Source organism: Mesorhizobium sp. M1006 (assembly GCF_040318825.1).
GTDB lineage: Bacteria > Pseudomonadota > Alphaproteobacteria > Rhizobiales > Rhizobiaceae > Mesorhizobium.
Genome location: NZ_JAMYMZ010000004.1, coordinates 159,872 through 172,579, shown reverse-complemented (window position 1 = coordinate 172,579; position 12,708 = coordinate 159,872). Strand labels below are relative to the sequence as shown.

Genomic DNA, 12,708 nt, shown 5'->3' with positions numbered 1-12,708 from the left:
TCGTCCTCACTTCGCCAGGAACGCCTCGATCCGCTCCAGCGCGCGCAGGATGTTCTCCTCGGAATTGGCGTAGGACAGCCTGACATAGCCTTCGCCGAGAATGCCGAAATCGGGGCCGCCGATCAGCGCCACGCCGGCATCCTCGAGCAGCGCCGAGGCGAGCTTCTTGGCCTTCCAGCCGGTCTTGGAAACATTGGGGAAGGCATAGAAGGCGCCTTTCGGCGTAATGCAGGAAACGCCGGGCAAGGCATTCAACCCTTCGACCACGACCTTCCTGCGGCGGTCGAAGGCGCGCATCATCTTGTCGACATCGTCCTGCGGGCCGTCGATGGCGGCAATGCCGGCATACTGGCTCGGCGCGTTGACGCAGGACCAGCAATTGACCGCCAGCTTGCGCACCTTGTCATAGAGATGCGCGCCCTTGTCGCCGTTCGGCCAGATCGACCAGCCCATGCGCCAGCCGGTCATCGCCCAGGTCTTCGACCAGCCGTTGAGCACGATCAGCCGATCACGGATTTCGGGGAAGGCGAGCAGCGAACAGTGCGTCTCGCCGTCATAGGTCATCACGTCGTAGATCTCGTCGGAGAGGATGGCGACGTCCGGGTGCGCTTCCAGGCCCTTGACCAGCTTCTCGATCTCGGCGCGGGGGGTGACGCCGCCGGTCGGGTTGGCGGGCGAGTTGAGGATCAGCAGCCTGGTCTTCGGCGTGATCAGCGCCAGTGTTTCCGCGGCCGAAAAGGCAAAGCCGTTCTCCTCGCGCATCGGCACCGGGATGGGGGCAGCACCGGTGAACTCGATCATCGAGCGGTAGATCGGAAAGCCGGGATCGGGATAGAGGATTTCGGCGCCCGGCTCGCCGAACATCAGGATCGCCGCGAACATGGTCGGCTTGCCGCCGGGCAGGATCATCACCGCTTCCGGCGAGACTTCGACGCCGGTGGTGGCCAGCGTGCGGCGTACCACCGCTTCGCGCGTCGCCAGCAGGCCGTTGGCCGGCGTATAGCCGTGATGGCCGTCGCGCAGCGCCTTGATCGCGGCCTCGACGATGTGCTGCGGCGTCTTGAAGTCGGGCTGGCCGATGCCGAGATTGACAATGTCGCGGCCCTGATGGGCAAGTGCCGTGGCACGCGCCAGCACCGCGAACGCATTTTCCTCGCCGAGGCGGTCGAAGGCCGAAATCGTGTGGAGCATTTTTCCCGTCCGTGTGGTTCTTTCAGCGAGCGTGCGTTTTTGTGAGCGTCCGCCCGCAAAAGTCAAACGGATTGGAGTTTTCGGTGTCGGAAAATCTCAAGAATTGGCAACCGCGCCCGCGGCCCGAACGCAAGGTGCTGGAGGGGCGAACTGTCAGGCTGGAGCCGCTTAACGCCGAAAAACACGGTGACGGTTTGTTCGAGGCCTCGTCGGTGGCCGATGCCGGCGATCGCTTCGCCTGGCTGCCAGACTACCCGCCGGAGAGCCGTGCCGCCTTCCAGCCGTGGCTGGACAAGGCAGAAGCCAGCGAGGACCCGCTGTTCTTCACGGTCATCGACAAGGCCAGCGGCAAGGTTGCCGGGCGCCAGACGCTGATGCGCATCGACGCCGCCTACGGCGTCATCGAGATCGGCAACATATATTGGGGTCCGCTGATCTCGCGAAAGCCGGCGGCGACGGAAGCGCAGTTCCTGTTCATGAAGTACGTCTTCGACGAGCTTGGCTACCGCCGCTACGAATGGAAATGCAACAACCGCAACGAGCCGTCGAAGCGCGCGGCGGAACGTTTCGGCTTCAAGTTCGAGGGCATTTTCCGTCAGCATCTTGTGGTCAAGGGCGAAAACCGCGATACCGCGTGGTATTCGATCATCGACAGGGAATGGCCAGATCTGCGCAGAGCCTATGAGGCGTGGCTCGATCCGGCTAATTTCGACAGCGATGGCCAGCAAAGGCGGCGGCTCGAGGATTTTCGCGCTGAGTTCGGCGCCTGACCATGATCCCGAAAAGTGGACGCCGGTTTTCGGATAAGATCATGGTCAAACAAGAAGACAGAGCCTCCATCCCGAGTCTGCCGGGATGGATCAGGCTCTAGCAGGGGCTATAGATGGCGCATACCCACGACCACGCTTCGCAGGGCCACGACCACAGTCACGGTGCCGGGCATGTGCACGGCTCGACCGACAAGAAGCGCGTGCTGATCGCGGCCTGCCTGACCGCCGGCTTCATGGTCGTCGAAACGCTTGGCGGTCTCTTGACGGGATCGCTGGCGCTGCTGGCGGATGCCGGCCACATGCTTGCCGATTGCATTGCGCTCGGCCTTGCCTGGTATGCCTTCCATCTCGCGGGCCGGCCGGCAACCGTGCGCCTCACCTATGGTTTCGGCCGGGTCAAGACACTGGTCGCCTATACCAACGGCATCGCCATCTTCGCCATTGCGCTGTGGATCGTCTACGAGGCCTGGGGGCGTTTGCTGACGCCTGAGCCCGTGCTCGGCGGGCCGATGCTGGTCGTTGCCATCGCCGGCCTTGCGATCAATATCGGCTCTTTCTTCGTGCTGCATGGCGGCGACCGCGGCAGCCTGAACATGCGCGGCGCCATCCTGCATGTGCTCGGCGACCTGCTCGGCTCGGCCGCGGCGATCGTGGCGGCGCTGGTGATCCTGGCGACGGGCTGGACGCCCATCGATCCGATCCTGTCGGTGCTTGTCGCGCTGCTGATCCTGTCCACGGCCTGGTCGCTGATGCGCGAAGCCGCCCACGTCCTGCTCGAAGGCGTGCCGGCAAGCCTCGACCGCGACCTGATCGCCAGGGACATCGAGGCGACAATCAAGGGCGTGCGCGAGGTGCATCACATGCATGTCTGGTCGATCGACGGTTCCAGCAACATGGCGACGTTGCATGCCTGCCTCAATGACGGCGTCGACGCGCATATGGCGGTCAGCGCGATCAAGAAGCGGCTTGCGGCGGAACATGGCATAGCCCATGCCACGGTCGAACCGGAATTCGGCCGATGTGCCGACAGCCATGAGCATGATGACGAGCACGATCACGCGCATGATGCGGCACCGCACCGCGGCCATTATCACTGACTTCGGGAGTTCTGGGCATTGGCAACGATCGACATGAACTCTCGCCACCCTGGCGCCGCGTGATGGACCGCGACACCCGCAATGCGGCAATCGGCGCCGCTTGGGTTTTGCTGCTGTTCGGCATCGCAGCCTATTATCTTCCAACAGTGATGCTGGCGGTCGGCAGGGTCTCGACGGTGCTTGCCGGTGTCGTCGCGGCGATCTTCATGGTGGCAATCTTCGTCGTGTTCTGGCTGCGTAGCCGCAGCCAGCGCAAAAAGGGAAAGTGACATGCGCATTCTGATTACCGGCGCGGCAGGCATGGTCGGCCGCAAACTCATCGCCAGGTTGGCCAAGGACGGGACGCTCGGCGGCCGCAAGATCGCCGCGCTCGATCTTCACGATATCGTGCCGCCGCAAGCGCCGGTGCTCGAAGGTGTCAGCATTACCCTCCACACCGGCGACCTTGCCGCACCGGGAGCGACCGCAAATCTGGTCGCGCCGCGCCCCGACGTGATCTTCCATCTCGCCGGCGTGGTGTCGGGTGAGGCGGAGGCCAATTTCGATCTCGGCTATCGCGTCAATCTCGACGGCACCAGGGCGCTGTTCGATGCCATCCGCTTGGCCGCCTATACGCCACGCGTCGTCTTCACCTCGTCGATCGCCGTGTTCGGCGCACCGTTTCCCGACATCATTCCGGACGAGTTCCACCCGACGCCGCTGACCTCCTACGGCACGCAGAAGCTGATCGGCGAGGCGCTGCTTGCCGACTATACGCGCCGCGGTTTCTTCGACGGCATCGGTATCAGGCTGCCGACCATCTGCGTCAGGCCGGGAAAGCCGAACAAGGCGGCCTCAGGGTTCTTCTCCGGTATCATCCGCGAGCCGCTGAGCGGCCATGAAGCGATCCTGCCGGTGCCGCGCTCGGTCATACACACACACGCCAGCCCGCGTTCGGCGGTGAATTTCCTGATCCATGCGGCTCAGATCGACGGTACCGCCGTCGGCCCACGCCGCAACCTGACGATGCCGGGCGTCGCCGTCAGCGTCGGCGAACAGATCGAAGCGCTGGAACGGGTCGCCGGCGCCAAGGCGGTGAAACTGATCCGCGAGGAGCCCGACGAGACGATCTGGGCGATCGTCAAGGGCTGGCCGACGCGCTTCGAGGCGCGGCGCTCGAGGGAGCTTGGCTTTGCCGCCGAAACGAGCTTCGACGAGATCATCCGCGTCCATATCGAAGACGAGTTGGGCGGCAATATCCCTAGTTAAAGCGCCCCGATCGGACGCAACGAGGTCAGGCGCCAGTCAGGCTGGCCGAAAGCAGCAGCAGGCCGAACAGGAAGACGAAGGCGGCGCCGCCGATCTCGACGAAGGAATGGATGCGGTTGCCCATGCGGCCGTCGCCGGCGAAATACACCGCCCAGTTCTTCGCGGTCACCGCAAGAGTCGCCAGAGCCGAGACGGTGATTGCGGTGCCGAGGGCCATGGCCAGCACCGACAGGATGCCGCCGAACCATAGCCCGTTCAGCAGGGCGAAGCTCAGCACGATCAGCGCGCCGGAACAGGGGCGGATGCCGACGGCAGCGACAGCCGACCAGGCCGTGCGCCAATCGAAGCGATCACCGGAAAGCAGCGCCGGGTCGGGCGCATGCGAGTGCCCGCAGGTCTCGCAGACCTCGCCCGCCGCATGGCTGTGGTGATCGTGCGCAGCATGGGCGTGGTCGTGGGCGCCGTGGTCATGCGCATGATCGTGGTGGTCATGCGCATCAAGCGCGTGGGAATGTGCCGCATGGGCATGCGCGGAATGTGAATGGCCGGCATGTGAATGGCCGGCATGGGCAGCCGAGAGGCTGTAGCCCGGATTTGCGCCGAACACGCGAAGGATGGCCGGGCCGGCCTTGCGCCACAGCAGCCAGGCGCCGAACAGAGTGACGAAGACATAGCTCATGATTTCGAGGAACCATGCGGCGTCTGTCATCGAGACAGCAGTGCCGCGCAGCAAGAAATAGGCGACCAGCATCACCACGATCGCGGTCAGCGCCTGCAGCAGGGCCGAGACGAAGGACAGCATGATGCCGCGCCGGAGCGCCACTTCATTGGCCACCATGTAGGAAGAGATCACCGCCTTGCCGTGACCGGGGCCGGCGGCGTGGAAAATGCCATAGGCAAAGGACAGGCCGATGAGCAGCCACAACTTGCTGCCGTCCTGGCGCATCGCCTTCATCGCGCCGGCAAGCGCATGATAGAATTCCTGCTGGCGCAGATTGATCCACATCAGGATGTGGGCGAACGGGCCGGTGGCGGTTGGAGCCATGCCGTCATTGGTGCCGATGCCGAGTGAACTCTGGGCGTGGGCGGAGCCGAGAAAGTGCGTCATCACAAAGGCGACGGCCAGAAGATCGAATGCCAAACGCAGGGACGGTTTGGTCACTGGATCTATCCTTCCGGCTGACAGGTCAGTTCAAGTTTGGTGGCAAAGATCTTGCTCATGTCGGTGCCTGTCGGATCATTGAAGAAGGCCTCGGTCAGGGTCTTCTGGTTCTGGGCGATCGCCTCGTCCGGGTTCGGGCGGACAACCTTGCTGGTGCAGGTCGGCGGCAACCCATCGACCTGCAGATTGGCATCCTCGGTGAAATCGATCGCGGTGTAGAAGGTCGGGTCGTAGACGCCGATATCTATCTTGCCGCTCAGTTTGATCGGTACCTTCGGTTCAGATTCAAACAGGATGATCAACTGGTCATTGTCGAAATTGGCCATCAAATGCGGCGGCGGGGTCATTGCCACGTCCTTGCCGTCGACGGTGACGAGCTGGAAATAGTTGAATTCGGCAAGCGAGGCATGGACGGTGTCGGCGACATCCTTCAGCTCCTTGTCGTCGAGTTTCAGGTCGGAATTCTTGTCGAACTCCATCATCACCGTGCTCGAAAACAAATCGTCGAAGCGCCAGACATGGCGCAATGCCTTCACAGTTTGGTGATCCGGGCCGAGGACCACTTCGAGGCGGGCTTCGGCGAAGACGTGGGGATGCACCTCAGCCGGTCCGACGGCGGCAAACGTCGCGGTCAAGGCCGAAGCCAGCATGATTGCTTGCCGTTTCAGGTGCATTCTCGGTCGCGATTCAATCGACTTCGGTGAATTGCCGACAGTTACCAGAAAGCGGGCGAAAATGGGACCGCAACGCGGCTGAAAGCTCATGCGTTGTCCAGCGTCTTGAACCACTGCACCAGGAAGTCGACGAAAACGCGAACTTTTGCAGGCAGATAGCGCCGGTGCGGATAGACGGCAAAAATGCCGCCGCCGGGCAGAATGCGGTCATCCAGCGCAGTCAGCAGCTTGCCGCTTTCGATGTCGGGCGCGGCGATGAAATCCGGCAGGACGGAAAATCCCAATCCAGCCACGGCAGCGGCCCTTGCCGCCATCGGGCTGTTGACCTCGATCGGGCCGGAAACCGAAACGCTCACCGTATCGCCGCTGTCGCCTTTGAACGGCCAGTTGGTGAGCCAGCGCCCATTGGTGTCGATGATGCAAGGCACGCGGGCAAGGTCTTGCGGCCTGACCGGCATGCCGTGCCTGGCGATCAGTTCAGGAGACGCGCAAAGCCGTACCGAAAATGGCGCCAGGCGTCTGGCGATCAGTGAGGAATTTTCCAGCCGCGAAATGCGCACTGCCAGATCGAAACCCTCTTCGACCAGATCGACGAAGCGGTCGTCGAGATGAATGTCGAGCACGATGTCGGGATGCTGCTTGGCGAAGTCGATCAGCGATTGGCCGATCGGCGCGTCGGCAAAGGTGCGCGGCGCCGACAGCTTGATCCTGCCGCGCACGTCGCCGGAGGATTCGCGCACCGCATCGGCAAGGCTGTCGACCTCGCGCACGATCTCCGAGGCGCGCCGGTAATAGGTGTGGCCGGCCTCGGTCAGGGAAAACTGCCTGGTGGTGCGGTTGAGCAGCAGCGCGCCGAGCTCGTCCTCCAGCTCGCGCACATATTTCGACAATAGCGCCTTCGAGCGGCCGATCTTGCGCGCCGCCGCCGAAAATCCTTCGGCCTCGACCACGTCGATGAAGGCGCGCATGCGGGTCAGCGTATCCATGTCATGCGCCTCCTTGGTGGGCCGAAAGGATGCGGGCGGCCAGCGCAATCAGCTGCCGGTCGCTGTTCTTCGGACCGAGCAGCGAAAGGCCGAACGGCGCCCCGCCGGTCTTGCCGAGCGGCAGCGTGATTTGCGGAAAGCCGGACAGGCCGGAAAGGCAGAGCAGTCTCAGCGCCCGCTCGCGATAGGTCTGCAAATCGTCGAATGACGCGGCCTTGAGCGGCGCGGCACCAGGAGCGGTTGGAAGCACAAGAACGCCGTCGTCGCCAAGCAGGCCGGCCAGTTCGAGGCGAAACGAAACGCGACGTTCCGTTTCACATTGCGCGGTTGCCGCGTCGATTGTCGCGCCGTGCTCGAAACGCTCCTTGACACCGGGTCCCAGCATGCGGTCGCCGCCGGCGATCCAGGCGCCGTGACTTTGCCAGGCTTCATAGCCTTGCAGCTTGCGGAAGCACCAATAGAGATCGTCGGTCGAATGCGACAGCGGGCCGACGCTGCGCGGTGCGCCCAGCACCGAAGCGACACTGCGGAGCATGGCGCGATATTCGTCGGCCTCGTGCGGGCCGAGCACGAGGCCGTCCAGCGCAGCGAGAGTGACGGGGCGTCTCAGTTCATGGGAATGCGGATCGTCGCCGAGCAGCACCGTGCCGACCTTTTCGTAGATGACGATGTCGCTTGCGAACCAACCGAATGTGTCCAGCGAAGGCGCCAGCGGCATGGCGCCGTCGAGTGGGATACGGCCATGCGTCGTCCTGAGGCCGATCAGGCCGCAGAAGCTTGCCGGCGCTCGGATCGAGCCGCCGGTGTCCGATCCGGTTGCAATGTCGGCCAGCCCGCCGGCGACTGCCGCGGCAGAACCGGAGGACGAGCCGCCGGTGACGCGGTCGGGTGCTGCCGGGTTGATGGGCGACGGGAAATGCGCGTTCAGCCCCAGCAGGGAAAATGCGAGCTCGTCGGTCTGCGTCTTGCCGACGAAGCGGGCGCCCGAATCAAGCAGCGCCTGGACGGCCGGCGCGGTCGCCATGGCCGGTGAAGCGTCCCGGTATTTCTGCGGATTGCCGCAGCCGGTGCGGTAGCCGGCGACGTCGAAGATGTCCTTTACGGCAAGCCGCAAGCCGGCAAGCGGGCCGGATTGCGCATTGGTAACAGGGACTTGATCAAGATCGAGAAAAACGTTCAGCGGGCCGCGAGTGCCTGTCATGCGTTCGATATCCGGATGTGCTTGCCGCAGCATTGTTCTTCTGGTTGCCGCAGCATTGTTCGATGCCACAAATTTTACAACCTGCCATACGATTTTTATTGATTGTGAAATCTTTCGATCTTATATCGCGCTTGCCCAAAGTCGCACGTGCCTGTGGGTGTCCGCCGATCCTCGAATGGTGAGGGTAATCGGTAAGGTAACTGGAGCCAACCCCTCCAGTCGGTTTAGCGGCCAACCGCCAACCGAGGACACCTTGAAGCAACGACGGTGCGGGCCTTTCTGGTGTTCTGCCGGTCGTCCAAAGACCGGGGTTACTGAAGAGGCACACCTTCATTGCCGGCAGTGCGGACGGGTCTCCCATCCAAGCCAAGGCAGACAAAGCGAACCGAGGCCGGGCAAGGCCAAGGTTCACCGCCGCGAGACGGCGCTTCATGGTTCCGGGGTCTCCACCGGCTGGTTCCATGGATTTGACGTCCCGCCTTTGTCCACCGCGTGTTCGCGAGGTCGAGAGCCCGCGTCCGCAAGCCTTTGTGCGCGCCGCAAGGCGCTGATGGAGAGACCCGATGGCTACTCAGCGCATCCTTGACTTTCTCGCCACCCGACGTCCGAACGGCCCGTGCCTGGTCGTCGACCTCGATGTCGTGCGCGACAATTTCCGCGCCTTCGAGAAGGCGCTTCCCGATTCGAAAATCTACTATGCGGTGAAAGCAAATCCGGCGCCGGAAATCCTGCGCCTGCTTGCTGCGATGGGCTCGTCCTTCGACACCGCTTCCGTTGCCGAAGTCGAGATGGCGATGGACGCCGGTGCGCCGGCGGACCGCATCTCCTTCGGCAACACCATCAAGAAGGAGCGCGACATCCAGCGCGCCTACCAGCTCGGCATCAAGCTGTTTGCGGTGGACTGCGTCGAGGAGGTCGAGAAGATCGCTCGCGTCGCTCCCGGCGCCCGCGTGTTCTGCCGCGTCCTGACCGACGGCGAGGGCGCCGAATGGCCGCTGTCGCGCAAGTTCGGCTGTGTGCCGGCGATGGCGGTCGACGTGCTGCGCCATGCCAGGGCGCTCGGTCTCGATGCTTATGGCGTGTCGTTCCATGTCGGCTCGCAGCAGACCGACCTGACCGCCTGGGACCGCGCGCTGGCCGACGCCAAGAAGGTGTTCGCGACGCTGGCCGACGAAGGCATCGTGCTGAAGATGGTCAATATGGGCGGCGGCTTCCCGACCCGCTATCTCAGGGATGTGCCGGTGGCGCAGGCCTACGGCCAGGCGATCTTCTCGGCGCTCAGGAAGCATTTCGGCAACGCGATCCCCGAGACGATCATCGAGCCGGGCCGCGGCATGGTCGGCAATGCCGGCGTCATCAAGTCGGAAGTCGTGCTGATCTCGAAGAAAGCCGATAACGACAATGTGCGCTGGGTGTTCCTCGACATCGGCAAGTTCGGCGGTCTCGCCGAGACGATGGACGAGGCGATCCGCTACCCGATCGTCACCGCGCATGACGGCAGCGAGACCGCGCCTTGCGTGCTCGCCGGCCCGACCTGCGATTCGGCCGACGTGATGTACGAAAAGACGCCGTACCCGCTGCCCCTGTCGCTGACCATCGGCGACGAGGTGCTGATCGAGGGCACCGGCGCCTACACGACGACCTACGCCTCGGTCGCCTTCAACGGCTTCGAGCCTCTCCGATCCTACGTGATCTGAGGGCTCGCAAGAGTTGCTCAGATCATCCCCGGTGGGCGCCTGTCGCCCGCCCAGGCTCGCCTGTGGAACAATCCGCTTGTGCAGGATCGCGGAAATGAACATTGCAGATCTCATTGTTGAAGGCGTGGGAATCTCCCCCCTCGAGGGGGAGATGGCCGCGAAGCGGCCAGAGGGGGTCGGTTCGACTGGACTCGGCCTCCTGCCGCAGATGGAGGCCGGCGCTTCACGCGCGACAACCCCCTCTGTCGCCTTCGGCGACATCTCCCCCTCGAGGGCGGAGATTGCGGTCGTCGCCGAAACCGCCGCCGACGTCCCGGCGCGCGAGGCTTTGCTCGATCGCGCCATGGGGCCGAAGCGCCGGAAGAAGTCGTCGGAAAAGCTGCGGCGCGGCCGCCGGCCTTCGGAGGGCCTTGCCTTTGTCGCGCGCGATGCGTCGGGCACTGTTGCCGGCACGGTGCGGCTGTGGGACGTGGTGCTGGGCGAGGGCGGCACGGCAGCGCTGCTGCTCGGCCCGCTTGCGGTCGACCCGGCGCTGAAAAATGCCGGCATCGGCTCGGCGCTGATGCGCCATGCGGTCACCGAGGCCGAGCGGCTTGGCCATGTGGCGATCCTGCTGGTCGGCGACGCGCCCTATTACGAGCGCTTCGGGTTTTCGGCCGCAAAGACCGGCTCGCTGGCCATGCCGGGGCCTTACGAGCGGCACCGCCTGCTGGCGCGGGAACTGGTTGTCGGCGCGCTCGACGGCGCGCAAGGCACCCTGAAGGCGGCAGGGCGCAAGTTGAAGGCGCAGAGGCTGCCGCTCGCTGCGTGACGGATCAGAAACAAGCCGCCCATTGCACGGCGGCTTGTTTTCATCCCTGACCGGAGTGGATCAGCCGATCAGCTGGCTCAGCGCCATGGCGACGCTCATGTCGCCTTCGACCTTTATCTTGCCGGACATGAAGGCCATCGTCGGGTTGAGGTCGCCTGATATCAGCGAGTCCAGATCGTCGAGCGACAGCTTTATGGTGCAATCGGCCGGCGCATCGGTGGTCGAGACATCGGCGCCGTCGATGACGATGACGCCGTCGCTGCCGGTGTCGAATTTCACCGAGCGATCGAACCCGGCACTCGCCACGCGCGACCTGATGTTGTCGGCAATCTCCTGAACGCTCATGGCGGTTCTCCTCGTCTGCTTGCGTTCGTCGCTCGCCGCTTGCCTGGTTTTACAGCCACGGCCGCCGGCGCATATAGCTTCGGGTTGACGTTTACGTCAACGCAGTTCCCCGAGGTGAAGATGGGCTTTATCGCCGCAGCATCACGCGGGCATGGTTGCCGGTGCTGTCCTTCGCCAAATTCAGGGATGCGGTGCTGGTGCCGAGCATGAACGTGCAGTCGGCGGCAGAGACCTTCCAGCGCGCCGGCGCCGAGGAATTGGCGGTGGTCGAGGATTTCACCGACCGCAAGGTGGTCGGGCTGCTGACCGAAGGCCACCTGATGCGGCGCTATGCCGAAGAACTCGACAAGGCGCGGCGCGATCTGTCGGGCGAGGGGTAGCCGCGTCCTGTCCCGATAGCGATTCGACACACATGTCGGCTGCTGCGTAAGGAGGGCTCACGTCAACGGCCCGCTAATCGCCGGCTCCGAAATCCGATTGCGCGGACTGTCTTCTTCCTTGTGGAAGAGTGTCTTGAAGAAAAGAGCGTCGGGAACCGCCTTGATTACTTTTGCGATCACGGCGGTCGCGAGCACGGCAAACGCTAGGCGACCGAGAAGCACGCTCGTAACATCAGCGCCAAGTGTGACAACGACCAACGTATCCTCAATGAGGCTATGGGCAAAACCCATGAACACGCAGGCAAGGAATATCTGACGCGGCTCCGCGCTAGGCGTGCGCGCCTCGCGGATCAGCAGTCCTGCGCCATAGGAAATCCCGAGAAACAGGCCGACAGCGGCGAAAGGTACCGTCTGCTTTTCGATGCCGGCGAGCCGAAAGAGCGGTGCAAGCCCTCTGTTCATCCACTCCAAAATGCCCGACATCTTGAGAAGCTCGATCACCCAGCTCAGCGCAAGCAGAACAACGAGCATGATGCCCAGGGTTTTGAGCGTACCCAGGAGAAAGCCGCCCCAGTCGGTGCTTTCATTTGTCGGCATCCACGCCGGCTTCACCGGTCCTGACAGCCATCCGGTCACGGCGAATATCTGATGCAGAAGGACAGCAAAGACCAAACCCCCGCCAATACGAAGCGCCGCGGTGACCAGGAAGCTCGGCCCGGCCCTCTTAATGATCCGTTGCTCGATCGGAATAGCATGTGCAAACAGCAAGAGAGCCGAAAGAACCGTCATGTCGGCAGTGCTGAGCGCCGAAACCGGAACCAAGGTGAATACGATCACAAGCGCGCCCCAGATCCCGACCAGCAATCCCGTCAGCCAGGCAAAGGCGAGTTCAGGTGGCAACCCCACCTGCAACATGAGCGGGGAGAAGAACGGAGAAATCGCCTGGATGACGCCAAGGTCCTGCAGCAGCCGCGTGGCAATCGCAACCGGAACGATCACGCGAACCAGTTCCCAATAGATTTCAAGCGTCTCCAATGTCTTGCGATAGAAGGCGGCGCAAATTGCCATCATGCTGCTCCATCATCCCTGGAGCCATCTGAGTAGCGTGAGACGCTTCGCATTTGTGGTCAAAGTTTGCGATTCCGT

At 63.4% G+C, this 12,708-nt stretch carries 13 protein-coding genes and 1 pseudogene; 7 read left to right on the top strand and 7 right to left on the bottom strand.

All coding sequences use genetic code 11. The annotated features are described in order from the left end of the window. Nucleotides 1–6: 6 nt before the first annotated feature. Complete coding sequence (locus tag NKH60_RS05485; protein WP_352568120.1) at nucleotides 7–1,191, bottom strand: pyridoxal phosphate-dependent aminotransferase; 1,185 nt, start codon at nucleotides 1,189–1,191, stop codon at nucleotides 7–9. A gap of 83 nt (nucleotides 1,192–1,274) precedes the next feature. On the opposite strand from NKH60_RS05485, the gene NKH60_RS05480 reads away from it, so the two are divergent. From NKH60_RS05480 to denD, 4 genes are all read left to right on the top strand, one after another. Then, complete coding sequence (locus NKH60_RS05480; RefSeq protein WP_352469551.1) at nucleotides 1,275–1,961, top strand: GNAT family N-acetyltransferase; 687 nt, start codon at nucleotides 1,275–1,277, stop codon at nucleotides 1,959–1,961. A 113-nt stretch (nucleotides 1,962–2,074) separates the two neighbouring features. Then, nucleotides 2,075–3,058, top strand: a complete 984-nt coding sequence (locus tag NKH60_RS05475) for a cation diffusion facilitator family transporter (RefSeq protein WP_352682539.1) — start codon at nucleotides 2,075–2,077, stop codon at nucleotides 3,056–3,058. A gap of 62 nt (nucleotides 3,059–3,120) precedes the next feature. Then, nucleotides 3,121–3,327 (top strand): hypothetical protein, encoded by a 207-nt coding sequence (locus NKH60_RS05470; RefSeq protein ID WP_352539338.1) that lies wholly within the window; start codon nucleotides 3,121–3,123, stop codon nucleotides 3,325–3,327. Nucleotide 3,328: 1 nt separating this feature from the next. Next, the gene (gene denD, locus NKH60_RS05465; RefSeq protein WP_352682541.1) at nucleotides 3,329–4,306 is read left to right on the top strand and encodes a D-erythronate dehydrogenase; all 978 of its coding nucleotides are present in this window, start codon (nucleotides 3,329–3,331) and stop codon (nucleotides 4,304–4,306) included. A gap of 25 nt (nucleotides 4,307–4,331) precedes the next feature. Here the strand turns inward: denD and NKH60_RS05460 are convergent, their stop codons facing one another. The 4 genes from NKH60_RS05460 to NKH60_RS05445 form a co-directional block, all read right to left on the bottom strand. Then, the gene (locus NKH60_RS05460) at nucleotides 4,332–5,477 is read right to left on the bottom strand and encodes a nickel/cobalt transporter (protein ID WP_352871450.1); all 1,146 of its coding nucleotides are present in this window, start codon (nucleotides 5,475–5,477) and stop codon (nucleotides 4,332–4,334) included. After that, entirely contained in the window at nucleotides 5,474–6,142 is a 669-nt protein-coding gene (locus tag NKH60_RS05455; RefSeq protein WP_352469555.1) for a DUF1007 family protein, read from the bottom strand. Before NKH60_RS05455 ends, NKH60_RS05460 begins: the two co-directional genes overlap by 4 nt. Nucleotides 6,143–6,228: 86 nt before the next feature. Then, entirely contained in the window at nucleotides 6,229–7,128 is a 900-nt protein-coding gene (locus NKH60_RS05450; protein ID WP_352469556.1) for a LysR family transcriptional regulator, read from the bottom strand. 1 nt (nucleotide 7,129) lies between these two features. After that, the gene (locus NKH60_RS05445) at nucleotides 7,130–8,329 is read right to left on the bottom strand and encodes an amidase (protein WP_352837046.1); all 1,200 of its coding nucleotides are present in this window, start codon (nucleotides 8,327–8,329) and stop codon (nucleotides 7,130–7,132) included. Nucleotides 8,330–8,892: 563 nt separating this feature from the next. Here NKH60_RS05445 and odc2 point away from each other — a divergent pair. Next, nucleotides 8,893–10,026, top strand: a complete 1,134-nt coding sequence (odc2, locus tag NKH60_RS05440; RefSeq protein WP_352612858.1) for an ornithine/lysine decarboxylase — start codon at nucleotides 8,893–8,895, stop codon at nucleotides 10,024–10,026. Nucleotides 10,027–10,234: 208 nt separating this feature from the next. Beyond that, nucleotides 10,235–10,837, top strand: coding sequence for a GNAT family N-acetyltransferase (locus NKH60_RS05435; protein WP_352837053.1), 603 nt, complete (start codon nucleotides 10,235–10,237; stop codon nucleotides 10,835–10,837). 60 nt (nucleotides 10,838–10,897) lie between these two features. Here the strand turns inward: NKH60_RS05435 and NKH60_RS05430 are convergent, their stop codons facing one another. Further along, on the bottom strand, nucleotides 10,898–11,182 hold the full coding sequence (locus tag NKH60_RS05430; RefSeq protein WP_352448193.1) for an SCP2 sterol-binding domain-containing protein: 285 nt from the start codon (nucleotides 11,180–11,182) through the stop codon (nucleotides 10,898–10,900). 179 nt (nucleotides 11,183–11,361) lie between these two features. On the opposite strand from NKH60_RS05430, the pseudogene NKH60_RS05425 reads away from it, so the two are divergent. Continuing rightward, nucleotides 11,362–11,562 (top strand): annotated as a pseudogene (locus NKH60_RS05425) (chloride channel protein); the annotation flags it as partial. Nucleotides 11,563–11,619: 57 nt separating this feature from the next. Here NKH60_RS05425 and NKH60_RS05420 read toward each other — a convergent pair. Beyond that, nucleotides 11,620–12,630: a nucleoside recognition domain-containing protein gene (locus NKH60_RS05420; RefSeq protein ID WP_352837043.1), complete on the bottom strand. Its 1,011-nt coding sequence runs from the start codon at nucleotides 12,628–12,630 to the stop codon at nucleotides 11,620–11,622. Nucleotides 12,631–12,708 lie beyond the last annotated feature (78 nt).